This is a genomic window from Streptomyces sp. WY228, from assembly GCF_019287315.1.
GTDB lineage: Bacteria > Actinomycetota > Actinomycetes > Streptomycetales > Streptomycetaceae > Streptomyces > Streptomyces caviscabies.
In genome coordinates this window covers 4,460,964-4,481,653 of the sequence record NZ_CP079114.1, presented here as the reverse complement: position 1 = coordinate 4,481,653, position 20,690 = coordinate 4,460,964, and the positions used below count along the sequence as shown (strand labels likewise).

At 64.5% G+C, this 20,690-nt stretch carries 18 protein-coding genes and 1 pseudogene; 11 read left to right on the top strand and 8 right to left on the bottom strand.

Annotation, left to right across the window (positions count from 1 at the left end; all coding sequences use genetic code 11):
- Window positions 1-248: 248 nt before the first annotated feature.
- From KV381_RS19635 to KV381_RS19615, 5 genes are all read left to right on the top strand, one after another.
- A complete protein-coding gene (locus KV381_RS19635; protein WP_218785863.1) occupies window positions 249-1,478 on the top strand; it encodes a helix-turn-helix domain-containing protein in 1,230 nt (409 codons plus the stop codon).
- 283 nt (window positions 1,479-1,761) lie between these two features.
- Complete coding sequence (locus tag KV381_RS19630) at window positions 1,762-1,980, top strand: hypothetical protein (protein ID WP_007457738.1); 219 nt, start codon at window positions 1,762-1,764, stop codon at window positions 1,978-1,980.
- 303 nt (window positions 1,981-2,283) lie between these two features.
- Complete coding sequence (locus KV381_RS19625) at window positions 2,284-3,516, top strand: hypothetical protein (protein WP_199888238.1); 1,233 nt, start codon at window positions 2,284-2,286, stop codon at window positions 3,514-3,516.
- 108 nt (window positions 3,517-3,624) lie between these two features.
- On the top strand, window positions 3,625-4,947 hold the full coding sequence (locus KV381_RS19620) for a UDP-glucose/GDP-mannose dehydrogenase family protein (protein WP_218785862.1): 1,323 nt from the start codon (window positions 3,625-3,627) through the stop codon (window positions 4,945-4,947).
- A 26-nt stretch (window positions 4,948-4,973) separates the two neighbouring features.
- Entirely contained in the window at window positions 4,974-5,303 is a 330-nt protein-coding gene (locus tag KV381_RS19615) for a MazG-like family protein (RefSeq protein WP_218785861.1), read from the top strand.
- A gap of 429 nt (window positions 5,304-5,732) precedes the next feature.
- Here KV381_RS19615 and KV381_RS19610 read toward each other — a convergent pair whose 3' ends face one another.
- From KV381_RS19610 to KV381_RS19595, 4 genes are all read right to left on the bottom strand, one after another.
- The gene (locus tag KV381_RS19610) at window positions 5,733-6,512 is read right to left on the bottom strand and encodes a hypothetical protein (protein WP_218785859.1); all 780 of its coding nucleotides are present in this window, start codon (window positions 6,510-6,512) and stop codon (window positions 5,733-5,735) included.
- 87 nt (window positions 6,513-6,599) lie between these two features.
- Window positions 6,600-8,144, bottom strand: coding sequence for an AAA family ATPase (locus KV381_RS19605; protein ID WP_218785857.1), 1,545 nt, complete (start codon window positions 8,142-8,144; stop codon window positions 6,600-6,602).
- Window positions 8,145-9,776 carry a restriction endonuclease subunit S gene (locus KV381_RS19600; RefSeq protein ID WP_218785855.1) on the bottom strand — a complete coding sequence of 544 codons (1,632 nt, stop codon included), beginning with the start codon at window positions 9,774-9,776 and terminating at the stop codon, window positions 8,145-8,147.
- Window positions 9,773-11,167, bottom strand: a complete 1,395-nt coding sequence (locus tag KV381_RS19595; protein WP_218785853.1) for a class I SAM-dependent DNA methyltransferase — start codon at window positions 11,165-11,167, stop codon at window positions 9,773-9,775. The genes KV381_RS19600 and KV381_RS19595 overlap by 4 nt, the downstream gene beginning before the upstream one ends.
- Window positions 11,168-11,223: 56 nt before the next feature.
- On the opposite strand from KV381_RS19595, the gene KV381_RS37105 reads away from it, so the two are divergent.
- From KV381_RS37105 to KV381_RS19575, 4 genes are all read left to right on the top strand, one after another.
- The gene (locus KV381_RS37105) at window positions 11,224-11,628 is read left to right on the top strand and encodes a hypothetical protein (protein WP_218785851.1); all 405 of its coding nucleotides are present in this window, start codon (window positions 11,224-11,226) and stop codon (window positions 11,626-11,628) included.
- Window positions 11,601-11,789 carry a hypothetical protein gene (locus KV381_RS37100; protein ID WP_218785849.1) on the top strand — a complete coding sequence of 63 codons (189 nt, stop codon included), beginning with the start codon at window positions 11,601-11,603 and terminating at the stop codon, window positions 11,787-11,789. Before KV381_RS37105 ends, KV381_RS37100 begins: the two co-directional genes overlap by 28 nt.
- Window positions 11,790-12,570: 781 nt before the next feature.
- Complete coding sequence (locus KV381_RS19580; protein ID WP_007457715.1) at window positions 12,571-12,819, top strand: type II toxin-antitoxin system CcdA family antitoxin; 249 nt, start codon at window positions 12,571-12,573, stop codon at window positions 12,817-12,819.
- The gene (locus KV381_RS19575; RefSeq protein ID WP_218785847.1) at window positions 12,816-13,217 is read left to right on the top strand and encodes a DNA-binding protein; all 402 of its coding nucleotides are present in this window, start codon (window positions 12,816-12,818) and stop codon (window positions 13,215-13,217) included. Before KV381_RS19580 ends, KV381_RS19575 begins: the two co-directional genes overlap by 4 nt.
- A 562-nt stretch (window positions 13,218-13,779) precedes the next feature.
- On the opposite strand, the gene KV381_RS19570 is transcribed toward KV381_RS19575, so the two are convergent.
- From KV381_RS19570 to KV381_RS19555, 4 genes are all read right to left on the bottom strand, one after another.
- The gene (locus KV381_RS19570) at window positions 13,780-15,336 is read right to left on the bottom strand and encodes a PQQ-dependent sugar dehydrogenase (RefSeq protein WP_218785845.1); all 1,557 of its coding nucleotides are present in this window, start codon (window positions 15,334-15,336) and stop codon (window positions 13,780-13,782) included.
- A gap of 102 nt (window positions 15,337-15,438) precedes the next feature.
- Window positions 15,439-16,110, bottom strand: coding sequence for a lytic polysaccharide monooxygenase (locus tag KV381_RS19565; protein WP_218785843.1), 672 nt, complete (start codon window positions 16,108-16,110; stop codon window positions 15,439-15,441).
- Window positions 16,111-16,397: 287 nt separating this feature from the next.
- Window positions 16,398-17,516: an acyl-CoA desaturase gene (locus KV381_RS19560; protein WP_218785841.1), complete on the bottom strand. Its 1,119-nt coding sequence runs from the start codon at window positions 17,514-17,516 to the stop codon at window positions 16,398-16,400.
- A 7-nt stretch (window positions 17,517-17,523) separates the two neighbouring features.
- Window positions 17,524-18,534, bottom strand: a complete 1,011-nt coding sequence (locus tag KV381_RS19555) for a ferredoxin reductase (RefSeq protein ID WP_218787260.1) — start codon at window positions 18,532-18,534, stop codon at window positions 17,524-17,526.
- Between the two features lie 132 nt (window positions 18,535-18,666).
- Between KV381_RS19555 and KV381_RS19550 the strand changes: the two are divergent.
- Both KV381_RS19550 and KV381_RS19545 read left to right on the top strand, forming a co-directional pair.
- Window positions 18,667-19,759 (top strand): annotated as a pseudogene (locus tag KV381_RS19550) (PucR family transcriptional regulator).
- A 262-nt stretch (window positions 19,760-20,021) separates the two neighbouring features.
- Complete coding sequence (locus tag KV381_RS19545; protein WP_103537972.1) at window positions 20,022-20,360, top strand: co-chaperone YbbN; 339 nt, start codon at window positions 20,022-20,024, stop codon at window positions 20,358-20,360.
- The last annotated feature ends 330 nt before the right edge of the window (window positions 20,361-20,690 follow it).

Below are 20,690 nucleotides of genomic sequence, written 5' to 3'. Positions count from 1 at the left end.
CTGTCGCTCGGCACCGGCGGCTTCAGGATCAATGCCTGGTGGCAGTCCGGGCACTGATGGCGGACAAAAGTGCCTCCGGTCTCGGACTCGCCGTTCAGGACGGGACAGCGGTACACGGGCCGCGGCCCCGACGGTCCTTGCAGCTCGTCTCACGCTGAAGCCGCGTCATGGGTACGGTGCAGGAGACGAACTCTGTACGGACAGACCGGCGGTCGCGCCGGATCGTCCGGCGGCTGGGAGGTGTCCTGATGCTGGAGGAAGCCGAGGAGATCGGCAAACGCGCTCGCAGGGCGAGGCTGCGACTGGGCATGCCGCAGGCCGACCTGGCGACGGCCCTCGGGAAGTCGCAGGGCTGGGTGTCGAAGATGGAGCGTGGACTGATCGAGCTGGACCGGGTCGGCCTGCTCAACCAGGTGGCCGCAGAGCTGCACGTCCATCCGAACGACCTGATCGGACGCCCGTACAGCAGCTCCCCCGACGACAGCCAGTGGCAGATCGCCGCCTCGTCGATCCTGCGCGAGCTGCGTCGCTACGACCTCGTTCCCGTCTTCGACGGGGATCCCCGACCGGCCTCACAGCTATGGCGTGAGGTGACCCGGCTGCACCGCCTGCGGGACACCGCCTCCAACGTCGCGATCCTCCGAGTTCTCCCGGACCTGTTCCGGGAAGCGCGCGCCCTGGCGGAGGACTCGGACGGGCACGAGCGGGAAGAGGCGTATGCCATTTACGCCGTGTGCTGCAAGTTCGCGCACACCGCCGCGCACGCCCTCGGACACCCCGAGCTGGTGGCCATGGCGTGCGAACGGGCCGCGTGGTCTGCCAGGTTGTCGGGAGACCCGGTGCTGCCTGCCGTCGCCGACTGGATGCGCGTCTGGGACATGTGGGCAACCGCTGACTGGACCGACGCTCTGACCCTCTCGGACAAGGCGATCGCCTCGGTGCAACAGCCGTACGAGCATGGTGATCCGCTGGCCGTGCGGGCTTGGGGCACGCTTCAGCTTCGGGCGGCCATCTCCGCCGCTCGGGCCAACCGTCCATCGGAAGCGGAGGACCGGATCGGACACGCGAAGGACGCGGCAGAACGCATGGACGCGTACGTCGGCGCACCGGTGTACGACCGGCATTCGCTGACGTTCTCCGCCGGAAACGTGCAGATCCACGCGATCAGCGTGGCCCTGGAAATGGGCAAGCAGGGCAAAGCTCTGGAGATAAACCGCCGCACCAGCCCGAGCCTGGTCGGGGCACTGCCCAACTCCCGTCAGGGACACCACCACATGGACGTCGCACGGGCCTGGCTGTGGGACGGAAACCGGGCAAAGGCCCTCACCGAGCTGGAGACGGCTGAGCGGATCGCGCCGCAGCTCGTGCGGAACCATCCCATCGCCCGTTCAACGCTTCGCAGCATCGTCTACGCGGAACGAGCAGCCACGAGGGAGAAGCTGCGGCACATGTCCGACCGCTTTCACCTGGACGGATAGGGGTCGTATTCCTCCGGCTCATATTCGAGGCCCGTCCTGTCCCTAACTTCGGGGCATGACGCGACGACGTTCTTCTCATCTTCCCTCGCAGGGAGCCGAGTTAGGTACGGCAGCACCGTTCGTTCCACGGCTCGGCGACCTCGCCACAGACAGCGCTCGCGATGGCCGTGTGGGTGTCGTGGTCGCTCTCCCTGGTGAGGGCTCTGCTACGACGTACCACCTGCGTCCGCCCGGGGGCGGGGCCCCGTGGTCCGCGCCCGCCGACGGGACGACGCTCAGGCCCGTGCCGGTGAGGGCCACCCACGCCACGCTCTCGGCCGGACGAGACGCGGTCTACGACCCGCGGGCCAGGCAGGGATCGGTTCCCATCGAGTTCCACTTGGATGACGGCTCGACCCTCGATGGCGCGCTCATCCTCACCTCTGTCGAGCTGGAGTGGCTGCACCAGCAGACCAGCCGCCTCGTCGACGCACACGGACGGGCCCTCGGCGGCACCCCGTGACCGGGCCTCGGCGACGCCACGCCTGAAAAGCCGCGCCGCGCTCCGTACGCCCCGAAGGCGGAGGCATCGCGCTCACGCTTCTGGCGGTCGCCGGCCTGGTGGGACCGGGCTGGGCACTGCGTGAGCAGGCCGTCCCGCTCCTCAACGTCCTCGGTCACCAGCCCGCCGCCGTCTCAACGGACGCGAGCCCGCCCTCCGACCGCTGACGCCGCTCCGCTGTCCGGGTCGTTCACCTCACCTTCCCGGCCAACGGAGCCTGCCATGCACCCGGAACATCCAGGCGTGATTCTCCAGGGAGAGATCATGGACATCCCGTACATCGTCATCGACCAGCTCACCCCCGACCAACAGCAGGTCTGGAAGACCTATTTCGGCGACGCCGACCGACCCCGCTACATCGAGGAAGGCATCTGGCGCCGTACGCAGGAGAAGGCCACGGCCGAACAGAGCGGCTGGACTGCCGACGACGACGCCCGGCGGCGGATCATCCACTACCGCTACCGGTACGGCCTGGTCCCCACCACCGCCGCGCCGGCCATCGGCCTGACCGACCTGTACCTCTACCACTCCGCTACCGCTCCCGCGGACGAGATCGACGCGCACCACGACGCCCTGTGGGACTCGCTCGCCACCGGCGGCTGGAAGGAGGCTCCCGGTGGATTCTTATGGACACGTCGAGATCTGAAGTGCCGGATCACCGAGCACGACGTCCACCCCCAGGACGCCGCTGCGGGCCGTACCCTACCCGTCGGCTACCGGAGCCTGGACGTGCAGATCGCCTCGGTGTCCTACGCACCGCCGCCCTCGGTGCGGCAGCTGCCGTGGAACGTCCTCTCCACCGGGATCAGGTGCAAGGACCGCCCCGGTACGCCGACCCGCGTCACGGACCTGTCCGTCCTCGCGGACCTGCTGCCGTTCCAGGTGGAGATCGGATGCGGTACGTCGGTCGAGGCGGGTATCCCGCCCCTGCACCGTCTCCACGAGATCTACCGGGTCACCGACCGCCAGGGCCACGAACCGCGGGAACACCGCTTCACCCTCTCCCCGACAGCGGACACCCTCCTCCACGAGCTGCTGACAGAGCCGGAGGAGAAGGCGGCGGAATTCGTGGAGATGTTCCGCGCATGCTTCCTGGCCGAGCCGACCCCGGCCATGTGGGCGCTCAAGGAACTGAAGGACGCCGGGCACCTCGTCGGCCCTGTCATCACCAACAACTTCGACGTGCTCGCGGCGCGCGCCGGGCTCGACGAGTGCTTCATGCGCCGGTACGACCAGGCCGTACCCGATGTCGAGTGGGTCGACGGTGCCAAGGCCCTTCTCGTCGTCGGCCTGCACGCCGACCGCCGCAAGGTCCAGGCTCGCGCCCGCGCTCGCGGCATGCAGGTCGTCTACCTGGACCCGGAGGGTTTCTGGCGCGACGGCCAGTTCATGCCGTACCCGCTGGAAGGGCCCCAGGACGGCGACCTGGTGTGCCGGGCAACCGCCGCCGAGGCGCTACCGGCCCTCGTCAACCTGCTGAAGCAGCAAGCTGGTTGATCCACCTGCACGAAGAGGGCCATGCCGGGTGTTGGCGCTAGCGTGACGCACCCGGCCGGCCCGGACTCCTCTGGGCGGGCGAGAGGCAAGGAAAGGAGCGTCGACCCCATGCGCGTATCCGTCATCGGTTGTGGTCACCTGGGCATCCCCCACGCCGCTGCTATGGCCGAGATCGGCCACGAGGTCATCGGCGTGGACCTGGACCAGGCGAAGATCGACCGTCTCAACGCCGGCGAGTGCCCCATCTACGAGGACGGCCTGCCCGAACTCCTCAGCACCCACACCGCCACTGGACGGCTGCGGTTCACCACCAGCCTCGCAGAGGCGGCCGAGTTCGCCGACATCCACTTCCTGGCCGTGGGCACGCCGATCGACGCGGACGGGCGGAGCTATGACACCGGACAGGTCTTCGGCGCAGCCCGCGCTCTCGCCCCGCACCTGACCCGCCCGACCGTCATCGTCGGCAAGTCCACGGTCACCGTTGGCACCTCTCGTGACCTCGGTGCTCTGCTCGCCCGTCTCTCCCCGGCCGGTGAGGACGTGGAGGTCGTCTGGAACCCCGAGTTCCTGCGCGAGGGCCACGCCATCGACGACACCCTGCGCCCCGACCGCATCGTCGTGGGCGTGCCCTCGGCCCGCGCTGAGGACGCGGTACGCCAGGTCTACGCACCACTGCTCGCGAACGGCATCCCGCTGTTCGTGACCGATCCCGCCACGGCCGAACTCATCAAGGGCGCCGCCAACGCCTACCTCGGCATGAAGATCTCCTTCATCAACGGCGTCGCCGACATGTGCACCGCCGCCGGAGCCGACGTCCAGCAGCTCACCGAGGCCATCGGCCTGGACCCCCGCATCGGCCGCGGCGGCCTGAACGCCGGCCCCGGCTACGGCGGCGGCTGCCTCCCGAAGGACGTCCGCGCCTTCACCGCCTCCGCCCGTGCCCTGGGCGCCGCCGAGGCAGCGACCATGCTGCGCGCCGCAGAGGAGGTCAACGAAACCCGCCCCACCGCCGCGCTGAGGCTCATCGAGCAGACGCTCGGCCGACCCGTCGACGGCGTACGGATCACCGTCTGGGGCGCTTCCTTCAAGGCCGGAACCGACGACGTCCGCGAATCCCCGGCCCTGGCGATCGCCGCACTCATGCACCAGCGCGGCGCGACCGTCACCGTCCACGACCCGCACGCCGTGCCCACAGCACTGCGCCGCCACCCCGAACTCGACTACTGCGAAGACCTCGAAGACTCCCTCGCGGCAGCCGAACTGATCGTCCTGGCCACCGAATGGCCCCACTTCCGCGAGGCCGACCCCAAAGCACTCGCCCCATTGGTCGCGGACCAGGTCCTCGTCGACCTCCGCAACCTCATCGACGCCGACGCCTGGCGCATGGCCGGATGGAACGTACGCCAGCTCGGACGACCCGCACAGGAATAGCCGAACCCATCGATCGGAGGTCCGACGTGGACACCCTGTGGGACAACATCGAGAAGCTCTCCGCCGTCTGCCGAGCAGCCGGCGCCCACCTCCCCGACGAGGAACTCAAAGCCCTCCAGGTCGGCAAGGTCGCCGAGGAAGCCGGCGAGGCGATGCACGCCCTCCACGGCCTGAAGGGACTCACCACCTGCGGCGACGACCACACCTGGTCCGAGGTCCAGAACGACCTGGTCGGCGCCGTCATCGCCGCCCTCCTGGCGATGCACTACATCGACCCCACGGGCGCCCGCGCCACCTTCGACGAGATTTTCCACCGTCGGACGCACAGGGGCCGCGAGGCCGCTGCGGCGGCCTGACGGCCTCCGGAGTTGGCTGGCGCCCGCCCCAGCTAGGCACGGGCGCCAGCCAACTTCGCCCCGCAAGCTGCGCAAGGCACCTGCTCCCGGGGCAAGTGAAACTTTCCCTACCCCATCAAGGGCCGCGCACGGCACGGGCGCGGGCCGCCTCAGCGGCGCGGCCTGCCTCTGTCTTCGCCCCGGCTGGCCGCGCCCGGCGGCGCGCTAGCAGCTGCGGGCATGAATCGGGAGACACCCTCTGCGGCTGGGGCGGTCGGCTCCACGACTTTACCCACCTCCCCGGTTCGGGTCCCGCGCCGAGCAAGATCAGGGGGCCACTCGTTGAAATTCCGGGCAGGATCACAGCCTGCCCGAGTTGCCGGCCAGCGTACGGCCCCCTGATCATGCTCGACCCCAAGCCGGGCAGGACACCGGCCAAACCCGCTCCGCCTATGACGCCTCGGCGATGAGCTTGGCTGAGGGGCTAGTATTGCGATAGCCCCTCACAGCGCACTTAGCTACAGCCGAGTAAGGGGCATCCTCCTTTTTCATTCTCCTAAGGGCATTAATCGACTCATGGAAGATGCTTCGCGCCATGACATCTTGAGTCGATTTATAACTCACAAGCGCCTCGTCCGCCTGGTCACACATTTGAAGCACTTCGAGAAAGACGCGCTTACGCGCTTCAATGAGTCTCACATGATCTAGATGATACAGAGAACGCGATACAGCTACGCGATCAGAGACATTTTCTTCCAATACTTCCGCGCCAGGGTTCACCTTCACCTGGCCCGTCTCATCGAACCACAAGGCGGTGATGTCAAACTGATCGCATGGATCGAGAAGCATTGGAATCTCGACCGATATTGGAATCAAGTGACTGTCCGACCTGCGCGAGCCTGCAGCCAGGGGGAAAAAATCAGCCTTACCTCCAATCGTCCCCCCTTCTCCGTGACGTCGGCTATTGCAATACGTGCAGGCAAATCTATAGTTGCGCACATCGAAAGCCAACCACCAATACCCCTCCTTGCCCCCGCCAGAAATTCTGCCCTTGGGCCTAAAATGGTCTACCGCATTATCCGACCGAATGTCAGCAGTTTCGCAATACCAGCACTTCTGATAGCCAACGGCCGCCAGGACACCCTTGATACTGCGCCACAGATCCTGATTATCATCGATAATCTTCTTTCTTTCCGCAATCCCATCAGCCTCCAGCAGCTCATCGGTCACGCCCTTCGCCTTAGCCTTCCACCCTTCTGGAAGACGTGCGATAACTTCCTGCCGATCAATGAAAATCAAGAACTGCCCCCGACAGCACTAGTCTTCCTGCTCTTCGATCTCATTCAATAGCGCCACAGCATCTTCGAAGTTCTCCTCCACTTCCTCCCTCGTGAAAGAGAGGGGACGCTGCGACGTTTGACTTGCCGATTTAGCCTTGAGATACGCCTGAAACTCAGGGTCCCTGTCTTCCATCAAAAGACCCAGATGCCTAAGCTCATTCCCTAGTCTATTTAGCCTGTCCTGCTCCTCTGGAGTCAGTTCACCATCAGAGCGCGCGGACAGAGTTCTTTTCTCATCTAGCTTGTCGAGCGTCTCAAGGTCGAGTTGAGACCTCAACCCGTAAACGTCACTCGTCAGGAGCGCTCCGACGCCCATTCCCTGCGGATCCTCCAACGGCTCTACGGCGGTTACGTGACCGCCGCTATGCCGTTCAAGAATACGAACATCCTGTCTGAGTAGGCCAGCTACAACAAGCGGGTCATGGGTTGCCATCAGCACCTGGCAACCGTCGTCAAGCCCACCGAACTCGCCCAAGAACTTCCGGTACTGAACACTCCAGGCCGGGTTCAAATGTGTATCAGGCTCATCGAGCAGAAAAAGGGACTCTTCTTCTCGAGTGAACCTCATCAATCCAAGAACAAGAAGAAGCTGCTGCTCTCCCTCGCTCAGTTCTCGGAACGTTAGAGAGGAGGATGACCTAGTGCTTTTCACTCTGATGCGGACGTCATGAATTAGTTCAGAAATGTAAGTACTTTCGAGAGCCTTGAAGAAATCACCATTGCTTGCATAGGCGGCTCTAAGTTCCTTGGCTTCCAGCAAACTCTCAAGGTAAAGATAGAGATGCTCCGTTTGCCCAGTCCGGGACAATCCTGTCCTTACCTTGCGTTCCAGCCTCATAGGCGCGAGCGACAGTCGGTAAAGGTGATCGAGTAGTGCTCTAACCGTGCCGCGCGCATTCCAAAATCGTTCATCACCATCCTTGCCAGGCCAGGAGGGCTTCTGCATCTCAAAGAGGACGGAGTCCAAGCCCTCGATACCAAGATGGTCACGCAGCAACCGCATGACTACAGGATCTTCGTCCAAGAAGAAAGCCAGGAGAACGAAATTGGAGTGCACATTACGAGCATAGAAAAGAGGCCGCAGCGGCCTCTCAATGCCGTCAATTAGGTCCCTGTAGAAACGCTCCTGATGAGGAATGAAGTGTTCTTCGAGGCGGTTACTCGGACCGGAGTAGTAGCCAAACACATGCTGGGGTCGGTACTCCCGGCCATCAGAGCCTGCGAACTTAGCGAAACTGATCGGGCTACCATTCACACGACATCTAACACTGTGGCCAGTTCGAGACGGCTCCGAGACGATGGAAACGGAATTCTCTTTGATCAGATAATCCAACTCGAACGCGAACTCGGGCCGCCGCCCGAGGTCAATGTCACGAAAGATGATCGTCAAAGCCTCAAGGAGGTTGGACTTTCCACTGCCATTACGTCCGACCAGTACGGAAACAGCGGTATTTTCATCAAGCTGAATCTCGAAGTCCTGCAGGTTCTTGAACGATTTCACTTTCACACGTGTGATACGCATTTACTCAGCCACCGAGATCTTGACATCCGTATCGTTCGGACGCACCACCTCAAGCCGGCGCATTTGCTTCAGCTCCCGCAAGGCAGCGTAGAAGCTATCAACAGCGCTATCCGACAGAGAAAGCTGTCGGAATAGGTGTTCTGGGACCAACGGGCCCGAAGCCCCTTGCAGTACGGCTAGTATCTCTTGCGGAGTGGTGGTGCTTTTGAGACTAATTCGCTTGCTCCTGTTCTTGCTGGATCGTGGCGACCTAGAAGCAGTCTTCTTGCGCGGCTTTGAAGCCGATTCCTTCACCTGGGTCAAAATTAGCGAGGACAAGGACTCACTCTCGTCGCCTGCCGTCCTCTGCGTAATCCATCTAGCCATGTCCCCGAACGCGCAAGATGCAGTGAACTCGTGCTCCAGTCCTTGGAGCCGACTGACGGCGCTTTGCGCATCCCTGATGACACCCTGATGTGCTGCGGTTACCTCATCCAAGGTTTCGGCAATCTGACGTTGAGTACTCAGGTCCCGTACTGGTACAGGCAACTGCCTGACATCACGCAGATTCAACCCAGGCATATCGATACCGCGCAATCGGCTTCGGAGCCATCCCTGCGCCGCTGAGCTTGATAGCCAATGCGCAAGGTAGTCGCTATCTACGCGGCTACTGGGTCTGATCCTGGCCGTTCCTTGAGTAATATTCGCGCCGCTGAGCTCTTGCGGTACGACGGCGACACGGAGGCTGCGGATGATGCCAAGTAGCACATCACCGCGCTTTAGCGATGACCGCTCATATCGCTGAGCGATCGACTGCGATGTCATCCTCAGATGATCTTGAAGAATAAACCCGTCCCTCAAGTCCTGGCCGCGAACATACGGAACGCCCGAACCATCATCGATGTCAGGCCCGGGCTGAAGAATCCCATAAACGATAGGTGAGTCTTCAGCGACTACGTCTGCTGCTGGTTGCCATGTTGTCCGCGTTTCCTGATCCGACTCTCCAGGCACTCCAAGCTCACGGCCTTCCAAGATGAGAAGGTTTCTCGCCCTACCTGGAAGATCAGTTGCCGTGTCAATGATGTTGCTCATCGCTACAAGAGCGGCGTCGATAGAGCTCTGTATATCGCGGGCACAATCAATGATTGCCTCTTGAGTAATTCTAGGAGGCAGCGGAAAAGGTAGCTCTTGAAATCGACGAAGTCCTAGGTGAGCAATATTAGTAGTGGACTTAGCGATTTCCGCGAACACGCCTGAGTGCTGGTACGCCCTGAAGACCAGGAGAGCAAATTCTGGTAGAATCTCATGATGAGCCCGGAATCTGATAAGCGTATTCTGGAAGTAAAGCTGCTCAGGTTCGGATCGATACATCGCCGCTCGCCCTACCAGCTCACGGCTCTGTCCCTCACATAGAAGAATGTCTCCTTCTACAAGGCGGTACTTCTCTCTAGCCACAGCGTCGAAGCTCATTGTCGCAAGATCCTGTAGATCTAGCGCATCATCGCGAACGTTTGCAACGCGCAGATAGTTCCGCTGATCGCTTGATGGACCGCTTGTAGTCTCTGGTGAACGTTGTTGGCCAACCAGAGTTTCACCCGCTTCTTTCACCAGGCAGAAACGCCATTCCGCGGGGAACGCATCGGGAATTGTCATAGCCCGAGTGTCTCCACTTCGTGGTCCTGGAGATGGCGCGTTAGAATCTTTTCAATCTCAGAAATCCCAGCCAAGGCGCTGTCGAGTTCCTCGCGCAAGGTCCTGGTCTCATCGAGTAGATCAGCGACACTACTTGAACCCACCGGCCTGTCGGCAGGCTTCACGTGAGCGAAGTCGAGACGATCACCACGGGTGGCGATCTCCTCACGCGTCATACGCTTGAATCGATCCGTTTCAACCCGAGGGCTTTTTCCAAAAGCATCGGCACCATAGGCTGAGACGAATTCATTCAAGTCGCTAGCCAGGATCTGCCTTCTTTTGCCGAAACTCGTCTGCCCTGAACGCAAGTCATAGAACCAGGTTTCGTCAGTTGCGCCATCGGCGCAGAAGAACAGTACTGAAGTCTTTACGCCTGTCGCGTAAAAAATCCCTGTCGGGAGACTCAGAATAGTGTGAACCCTGTAACTCTCTAGGAGCTTAGTCCGTACGGCGCCGGCCGTCCCTCCCTCGAACAGGACGTTGTCAGGAACGACAATTGCCGCACGTCCTCCCTTAGCCAGGTTTCGATAGACATGCTGCAAGAATGCAAGTTGTTTGTTCGAGGTTTGGTACTCAAGCTTCTCGTTCTGCTCTGCAGTTAGTGCACCCTTTGCGCCGAACGGCGGATTAGTGAGACAGACCGAGTACCCATTCTCACCTACATCGTGATGCAGAGCGTCACCGAGAATAACCTTCCCTTCGAGCCCGTGCAGCAGTAGATTCATGAGCGCCATACGCTGAACATCACGGACCAACTCAATGCCAACAAGTTTAGGAGGCGAAGTGTTAATGGTCGCAGTGCCCAATCCTGCGGCTACTAGGAACCCACCAGTACCTGCGGCAGGGTCGTACACAGTATCTTCATCACTTGGCGCAGTGACTTGAACGAGCGCCTCTACCACTGGTCGAGGTGTGAAGTATTGACCGGCGCCGTAACGAGACTCCTGCGCGTTTTTTTGGATTAGCCCTTCATAGACGTCGCCGAGGCCATTTTGTCGCGCTCGGTACCAGTCAATATCCTCGATGCCTTGGACCAATTGCATCAGGGATTCGCCAGAATTGATGCCCGTTTTCGAATCCGCAAAGATAGTTTTGACAACGTCATCATCAGCCGCGCCGAGATTTTCCAGCATTTCGGCATATCGCGAAAGAATGTCATCTGGTGCGCTTTCAGTAAGCTCGACCCAACGACAATTACCTGGGATTCTGTTTTCCATGTCAAGTTCATGGGCGAGCTTGAGGAAGAGAAGATACGTGAGTTCGTTCAAATACTCGTGGTAAGTCACACCTTCGTTTCTCAGCACTCCGCACAGAGCCCAAAGCCTCCGGGTCACATCCGAAGTGTCCTGCATAGTCGCATCCTTAGGTTGGTGGTGGCCTAGCCTACCTAGGGGCACCCACTCCGTGGGTGACTGACCTTGAGACCGATGTACCGCCTTGCCGCTGGGGCCAGCCGGTGACCAACGCCATGCTGAAGGAGCCGTATCGCGCGCACGCGCTGTTCGACGCTCACCACTTCCTGGCCGACGACGCGCGCAACGCCGGCGCCGTAGTGACGGACCGGACTTCATGGCGGATCTGCCGGGATGACCGCTGGTGGAGCGGGTTCGGCAAGAAGCGCGGCAAGGTCAAGGAGGCCGGCCCGCAAGTCCATGACGACCTGGTCCGCTGTGACTTCACCGCAACCTGTGCGAACCGGCTGTGCCTCGCCAGCATCACCGAGCACGCCACCGGCGAGGCAAGCTCTATCTCTGCGCGATCAAGGAAGCCTTCAGCAACAGGATCGTGGGCTACTCCATCGACGAGCGGATGAAGTCCCGCGTGGCCGCGGCCACCCGCGAAGAACTCCGGATCGCGATCGTGACCTGGATCGAGCGGACCTACCACCGGCGCCGCAGAGAAGCCTCACTCGGCCGGCTGACCCCCATCGAATTCGAGACTGTCATGATCACACCGGCCCTCCAGGTCGCGTGACCGAACCTGCGTCAGACCCGGCCATCAACCCAGGTGACAGGCGCAGCAGTCCCCAAGGGTAGCGACCTTCCCGAGCTGCTTCCCACCACCGCAGGGAGACCTTCACAAGCCGAGACACGATGGCTGACTCATGAGTCGACGAGTTCGTACGGCTTGGTACCCGCTCCCGGGCGAAAAGCCAAGCGAACACGAGGAGCGGGACGTAAATCACCGCAAGGAAGATGCTGACTACGGCCACCATCACCCGATCCGATCGACTGTACTGGTGCTGCGACGAAGAGCTCGCCGAAGCCCGCGCGAAGATCTTCGGCTCTGCCGGCACCCCAAGGGCGCGGACGCTGAGTGAGCGAGCGCGTCGAAACCGTCGTCCTGGGCTCGGAACGGTTCTCGGCCTGGATCGTCGCACCGCCCACCCCTGTGCCCCATCCGTGCCCAGCGGAGCGGACAACAGCGGTCAGGTGCGGTCCCCGGAGCCCCTAGCAATGCACCCCAGCCTATGAGAAAGCGCAGGTCAGGGAGCCTTCAACGGTTCAAGACCCGTTGATTCCCAAGCTCAGAGCGCGAGTTCGATTCTCGTCACCCGCTCCACAACGAAGGCCCTGGTCAACGACTGGGGCCTTTTGCTTGCCGTCCAACGGCACCGGCCCAGAGCGTCACACGCCAGGGCCAGCCGGTGAGTGATCGCCCCCCATGTCTCCACCCGGAGCCTGCGACCGCAGGCGTCAAGGCTGGGGACCAGAAACCCGAGCCAGTGCGTGCATACTCAAGTATGCTTGGACTTATGTCCTCAACGACTCGCATCACCGTCACGCTCCCCAGCGACCAGGTGGCGGAGCTCCGCAAGCTCACGGACAACGTCTCCGGGTACGTGGCGGAAGCCGTAGCCCGCCAGATCCGGCACCAGCTCCTGGGCGACGACCTCCGCCGTCACGAGGAGGAGCACGGACCCTTCAGCGACGAGGAGCTCGCCGAGGCTCGCGCGAAGATCTTCGGCTCCGCCGGCACCTCCACGGGCGCGGATGCCGCGTGAGCGAGCGCATCGAGACCGTCGTCCTGGACTCGGAAGGGCTCTCCGCCTGGATCGCGCAGGACCGGAAGCTGCTCGCGATGCTTCAGGTCTTCCACGACATGGGAGCCGACCTGGTCATCGGGGCCAACACCATCGTGGAAGTCGGCCACTCCCGCACCAACATGCCTCGTCTGAACTGGGCCCTGTCCCGCGTCAAGGTGGAGCCCGTCACCGAGCAGGCGGCGAAAGCAGCAGCGGAACTCCTCAAAGGCGTCGGGCTGCACGGGCACAAGTACGCCATCGACGCCACAGTCGCCGAGGTCGCCCTCCGCCAGCCGAAACCCGTCGCTCTGTTGACGTCCAACAGCGACGACACGACCAAACTCTGCGGCAACCAAGTTCGCATCATCTCCCTCTGACCAGTCGGCCCGCCCGGGCACGCGTCGCGCTCCTAGCTCTCGTGCCCCATCCGTGCCCAGCGGAGCGGACAACAGCGGTCAAATGCGGCTCCCAGAGACCGAGAGCCATTCACCCGCCCAATCCGAAATCGCAGGTCAGACCATCCGTAACAACCTAAGGACCGCTGATTCCCAAGCTCAGAGCGCGAGTTCGATTCTCGTCACCCGCTCTTCCACGAAGCCCCAGGCCAGTAACCTGGGGCTTCGCCGTGTCCAGACCTGTTCGGGACTCCCGCACCGCACACCTGGTGACTGAAGGCGCCGCCCGGCCCGGCGAGCACCATGAGGGCCGGAGCGGGCGAAGGCGCCACAAGCCGCCGACCGGCCCCCTTGGGGGGCACGGGCCATCGAGCGCACGAGCGAGGATGTAGTGCTCCCCGGCTACTGCTCGCCTGAGTAGCATTCGCGAATCGAGGGCTGTCGACTGCCCTCGGGAACGGGGCGCTTGATGGGACTGGCCGAGGAGAAAGCCGCCGTATGTGATGGATCGGGGCATCCGGGTCGTGTGGCCTCGGACCCGAACTCAGCGGGCGACCGCACAGGCGTCCCCGTTGAGCGTGAAGCGCGGCGGTGACGACGAGTCGCCGGTATGGGCGGCGAGGTAGCCGAGGGTGATGCTCGCACCGGGCGCGATCGTGGCGTTGTGCGAAGTGTTGGCGGCCGTGATCGTGTTGCTTCCCTGGGTGAGGTCGGTGTTCCAGTCGGAGGTGACGGTCTGCCCGAGAGCCAGCGGGAACTCCAGTGTCCAGCCGTTCACCGGAGTGCTGCCGGTGTTGGTGACCGTCAGGTCGACCGTCGTACCGGTGCCCCATGCCCGTACGGCGGGCTGCACTCGGCAGGTGGGTTCCTCCTGGGCGAAGGACACGCGGTGCAGGCCGCCTGGCAGGTCATTGACCGCGTAGAACTCCCCGTCGGCGGTCGTACCGATCGCCGTCACCTGGGTGGGCATCTCCCCTATCTCGGCCTGCTCGTAGCCGCCCTCGCCATCGGGGCGCAGCGCCCAGACGGTGGAGGAGCAGTAGTCGCTGGCGATGTACGTGCCGCCTACGAGGTCGGCGTGCTTCTGGCCTCGGTAGACGTGACCGCCGATGACCGAACAGCCGCCGGTGTACGGGGAGTAGGTGAAAACCGGCGCGGTGTATGTTTCGCCGGCGTCGCAGTCGCCACCGCTGAACTTCTCCAGCCCCTCGTAGCAGGACCAGCCGAGGTTCAGACCGCCCTGTCCGGGCCTGATGTGATCGACCTCCTCCCACCGGCCCTGGCCGACGTCGCCGATCCACATCGAGCCGTCGATGCTGTCGAAGGAGAATCGCCACGGGTTGCGCAGCCCGTACAGCCAGATCTCCTCGTGGGCGCCGGGAGTGTCCACGAAGGGGTTGTCCTCGGGCACGCAGTAGGGAAGCCGGCCGCAACTGCGGCTCACATCGATGCGCACGACCTTGCCCAGCAGGGTGTCCAGTCGCTGCCCGGCACGGAGGGGGTCCGCGGAACCGCCTCCGTCACCGATGCTCCAGTACAGGTGGCGGTCCGGGCCGAACGCCAGCTGGCCCCCGTTGTGGTTGCTGAACTCGGAGTGCGGCTGGGAGAGCAGGACCTCCAGGCGGGATTCGTCGAGCCGGTAGCGGGCGACGGTGACCGCACCGTCGGGCAGTGCCGTGTACGCCAGGTACACGCTGCGGCTGTCGTCGTAGTCGGGCGGAACGGCGATGCCGAGCAGGCCGCGCTCGTTGCCCGATTCGTCCACGGCCGACGTGATGTCGATGAGCGGCTCCGAGGTCAGGCCGGTACGGGGGTGGAAGGCACGTACGGTTCCGGACTTCTCGGTGATGAACAAGCGATCGGTGCCGTCATCGGTTGCGACGACCGCGGTTGGCCGTCTCAGGCCGGAGGCGACCTGGGTGGTGGTCGCGCGGAGCGACGGAAGGGGGACGGAGGAGGAGTTGGGCGCCGCGTCGGTCGGTGTGGCGGTCGCCGTCGGGGGAGGGGCCGCCGCGAGGGACTGGGCGGCGGCGGGCAATGCAGTGAGAGTGGTCAGTAGGAGGGCCAGCAGGAGCTGCCCGGTCCAGCGGTTTCGCGACATGTCGGCTCCGGAATCGAGGACGCTTGCATGGCGGTGACGTCGGGACACGGGAGTCCCGCCGGGCCCGTGGCGTCCGGCGGGATCACCCGGTGAGCGGTGAGGTCAGCCGAAGTTCACATCGCTGCACAGGAAGTACGTCTGGTCCATGTGCGATGCCTGCCAGATCGTGTAGACGACGTGGTGACCGGTGTAGCCGGACGTGCTCACGGGGATCGAGTAGTTCTGGCTGGGCCCGTACCTGCCGGTCTGCGCGACCAGTTCGAGGTCGCTCCAGCCCAGCGCCTGGGCGGTTGGGTCGAATCCTTGACGGCTGACGTAGACCTTGAAGTAGTCCGCGCCGTGGCTGGCCTGGTCGTACAGCTCGACGGTGAAGTCATCGGTGATGTCCGTGGTCTTCCATGCGCCCACGGTGTCCAGCGCGTTGTAGCGACCGCTCTCGGTCCGACCGCCGCTGCACAGCTGACCGTCCGGAACGACCGCCTCGAAGTTGCCCCCGGAGCCGTTGCGGTACAGGCCGTTCCAGTTCCACATGGCGTTCGGGTCGGCCTGCCACGCCTGCCAGCACATCGGGTCCTGCTGCGCCATGGCCGGGTTCTGGAAGTCGCTGCCCCAGCGCTGCCAGCAGTCGTAGGCGCGCGATGCCGGGTCGACGACCGACCCGTGAGCCATGGCTGTGCCGCTCCAGGCGGTCATGCTGAGAAGCACCGCTGCGACGGTGCCCAGGACGAGCGTTAGAGTGCGCCACGTTCGAGTGTTGCGTACATGACAAATCATGATCTCTTCCTTCGGTGGGGGCCGGGAAACCCGGCAGGGTCGAGAGTGTGGGAGCGCTCCCGCGATTCCACAGTGCGCATGGCGTGGCGGGACGGGCAATATCTGTTCACGCCACTTCAACGCCGCGTGGCGCAAAGCGCTTAGGCCCCGAGGACGGGCGCCGGGCCCTGCGCCCGAGGGGAGAACGGTGAGGCAGAACCGGGCTTTGCCGCCGTACAGGTCGCCGGGCGCGGTCTCTTCCTCCAGGAAGCCCGGTACGGCCGAAGAGTCCGAACCAGTGCCGGGAGTCAGGCGGCGATGAGGTCCTGCTCGCGCTCCAGAGTTCCGGCCTTGGGCTGCTTGTTCGGCAGTGCGAGCCGGAAGACCTTGTGCCACGCGGAGAACACCTGCTTGGGCAGCGGGCCGGTGACGTACTCCAGCTCGTACTTCTCGAACAGCGCGCGCACCTTCACCGCGACCTCGGCGTACCGGTTGCTCGGCAGGTCCGGGAACAGGTGGTGCTCGATCTGGTGCGACAGGTTGCCGGTCATGAAGTGCATGGCCTTGCTGCCGCTGATGTTCGCCGAGCCCATCATCTGGCGCAGGTACCACTGGCCGCGGGTCTCACCCTCGATCGACCGGCGCTCGAAAACCTGTACGCCCTCGGGGAAGTGCCCGCACATGATCACCGAGTGGGTCCAGACGTTGCGGACCAGGTTCGCGGTGAACGTGGCGGCGAGTGTGGTGAGGAACGAGGGGCCCGAGAGCAGCGGGTGGATCACGTAGTCCTTGAGCACCTGCTTGCGGATCTTGCGGCCCACGGCCCTGGCCCGCGCGCGGAACTCCGGGTTCTTGCGGCGGCTCCCGGTGAGGTTCTTGCCGAGCTCCAGGTCGTACGCCGCGATGCCGTACTCGAAGAAGCAGGCGTTGAGGAAGTTCCACAGCGGCTGGCCGAGGTGGAAGGGGTGCCACTTCTGGTCCTCGTCGACGCGCATGATGCCGTAGCCGAGGTCGTTGTCCTTGCCGATCACGTTGGTGTACGTGTGGTGCAGCTCGTTGTGCGAGTGCTTCCACTGATCGGACGGCGAGACGTGATCCCACTCCCAGGTGGTGGAGTGGATCTTCGGGTCGCGCATCCAGTCCCACTGGCCGTGCAGGACGTTGTGGCCGATCTCCATGTTGTCCATGATCTTCGCCACGGACAGCCCGGCGGTGCCGATCAGCCACGCGGGCGGGAAGATCGAGAACAGCAGCACACCCCTGCTGGCCAGCTCCAGCTTGCGCTGCGCCGAGATGACCCGCCGGATGTAGGCGGCGTCCTTCTCGCCACGGTCGGCGATCACCTCGTCGCGGATGGCGTCCAGCTCGCGTCCCAGTTCCTCGATCTGCTCCGCGGTCAGGTGGGCGGTGGGGTCGATGGCGGTCAAGGTGCTCCTACCGTTCGATGTCGCAGGGGCCCGCCGCGGCGGACACACAGGTCTGGATGAGGACGCCCGGCTCGGCCTCGGTGATCTCGCCGGTACGCAGGTCGCGGACAGCACCGGCCTTGAGCGGCGTGACGCAGCCGAAGCAGATGCCCATACGGCACCCGGAGGGCATGAGCACGCCGGCTTCCTCGCCGATGTCCAGCAGCGGCGTGGCGCCGTCCGCGTCGATGGTCTTGCCGGTGGTGCTGAACGTGACCTCGCCGCCCTCGCCGGCGACGACGGTGCCGGGGCGGAAGCGCTCGGTGTGCAGGCGTTCTTGGACGCCCTGTTCGGTCCAGTGTTCTTCGGCGGCGTCGAGCAGACCCGCGGGCCCGCAGGCCCAGGTCTCGCGCTCGGCCCAGTCGGGCACGAGTTCCTGGAGACGGGCGATGTCGAGCTTGCCGTCGGTGTCGGTGTGCACCTCGGTGAGCCGAAGCTTCTTGTCCGCGACCAGGCCGTGCAGTTCCTTGCGGAAGATCACGTCCTGCGGCTGTGGCGCGCAGTGGACCATGGCGACGTCGTCGAGTCCGGTGTCGCGCAGCATGCCCATCACGGGCGTGATGCCGCTGCCGGCCGTCAGGTAGAGCACCTTGGCGGGCTTGGCCCGCGGCAGGACGAAGTCCCCGGTCGCCTGGTCGAGCTGGATCAGCGTGCCCGGTTTCGCCCGCCGGACCAGGTGGTTGCTGACCTTGCCGTCCGGGATCGCCTTCACGGTGATCGTGATGCGGCCGTCCTGGCGGTTCGTCGGCGAGGTGATGGAGTAGGCACGCCACAGGCGCACCCCGTCGACGTCGACCCCGATCCGCACGTACTGGCCGGCTGTGTGGCCGCGCCAGCCCCGCCCCGGCCTGATCACGACCGTCGCGGCGTCTCCCGTCTCGGGGCGCACGGCCTCGATGCGCCCCCGTAGGTCAGCGCTTGTACGGAGCGGGCTGACCAGGTCGAGGTAGTCCGACGGCAGCAGCGGCGTCGTGACCATCTCCAGCAGTTTCCACGCCCTGCCGCGGAGGGCTGTACTCGTCATGCCTCCAGCTTGCTGCGCCTCCAGGCGTAAAGTCCTGACCACAGGATGTAAATCTGGTCGGCCGAATTGTTCGCAGGGAACAAAAAAATGAGCTATGCAATCCGGAGGGCCAGCGAACTGACCCTGGATGAGACGACGGTCACCGCCCTTCGGGCCGCACTGAAGACCACCGCCGACGAAGTCGTCCAGGCGATCATCGACGAGGTTCCTCCCTACGCCCGTGCCTTGTCGGGCCGCATGGGCGCCACCATCCGCAGGGCCGTCCGCACCGCCCTGGGGCACTACCTGGACCTTGCGAGCGGGAGCGCCACGGGCGGCGACGCCGGGGACGCCGCCTACGAGCTGGGCCGCGGCGAGGTGCGCGACGGCCGTTCGATGGACGCCCTGCTCAGCGCCTACCGCGTCGGCGCCCGGGTCGCCTGGCGATGTCTGGCAGCGGGTGCCGTACCCGCGGGTCTGCCCGCCGCCGAGGTCGCGAAGTTCGCCGAGCTGACCTTCGCCTACATCGACGAGCTCTCCGCCGCGAGCGCCGCGGGCCACGCCGACGAACTGGTCGCCCGGGGCAGAGCCCACGAGCGCCACCTGGAACACCTGGCCCGCGACCTCCTCGCCGGCGCAGCCGGTCTCACTGACCGCCGTCCTGCTGCCCGCCGCGCAGGCCCGGCCCGCCTACCGGACACTCGACCCGAGCACCCTCGTCCTCGACGATCTGCCGGATGACACCGGTGTGCTCCTCGTCCCCGATGCCGACCGATCACGTCTCCTACGGCAGCTGACCGACCGCGCCGCCGTGGTCGGCCCGGCCCGGCCATGGACCCACGCGTCCGCCTCGTACGCACGAGCCCTACGCGCGCGCTCCCTTTCCTCTGACATTCGCGACACCGAGGACCACCTGCCCGACCTGGTGCTCAGCGCCGACGCGGACGCGTTCGCAGACCTGCGCGCCCGAGCCCTCGCACCGTTGCAGACCCTGCCCGCCGCAACCGCACGACGGCTGGAAGAGACGTTGCGGGCGTGGCTGCTGCACCAGGGCAGACGGGACGAGGTCGCGGCGGAGTTGTTCGTCCACCCCCAGACGGTTCGCTACCGGATGTCGCAGCTGCGGGAGCTGTTTCCCGATCTCGCATCACCGCACCGGGTCCTTGAACTGACGCTGGCGGTCGGCCTCCGGGCCCGCTGACGCGTCCCCCGTCCACCGCCGCGTCCGCGAGCGTCCGGAGATCGTGCTCGTTCCCGGTGCCATGCCGCTGTGCCCTGGAAAACGGCTTTCCGGTCGTCGTGGCAAGGGGCCGGGCCGCTCGTCCCAGGGGCCACCGCCGTCCTGCGGCGGCCCGTACACCCACCTCCCTCCCGGCAGCCGGCCGGACGACCGGCCAGGGCCGACCTGGCACACCGCGCGAGGGATGATGGGATGGAGTACGAACGTGAGGTCAGGAGCTCCCATGACAAAACTGGTTCACCGGCCTCGTGAGGACGCGGAGTTCGATTTCATCCTCGAGAGAAGCAAGGTTCCGGTTCTCGCATACTTCACCGGGGCATGGCCCAAGGCAATCGAGCCCTGCCGGGTGATGGACGTCGTCGTGGGCGACATCGCCGCCGCCTACACCGGCCGCCTGACGGTCGTCCGCACCGACATCACGCGTTGCCCGGCGGCAACGGAGCGATACGGGATCACCGGAGCCCCGTCCTGCCTCCTGCTGAAGGAGGGAGCGGCGGTGGCGCACAGCACGGGACCCATGACCAGCGATGAGGTACGGCAGTTCCTGGACGGTCACCTCTGAGCGGCCGCTGCGGCGCCCGGACCGCCGCCTCGTCGCGTGCGAAGCAGGCGCGGGCGGTCGGGAGCCCGCCTCCCGCCTCACCACCGTAGGGCGGTTCGAGGTCGTGCGCGAGACCTCGCAGGAGGACTGCTCGACTTGGCCGGAGAAACCCTCGGCCTCCCCGACCCTGTACGTCTCGGCCAACCGTGCAGGTCAAAGCTAGAACGACCGCTCAAGAACCGCTGATTCCCAAGCTCAGAGCGCGAGTTCGATCCTCGTCACCCGTCCCACGGTTTCCTCAGCCCCAGGCATGGATGGGTGAGCCTGCCGATCCACCTTGCTCGTCGGACT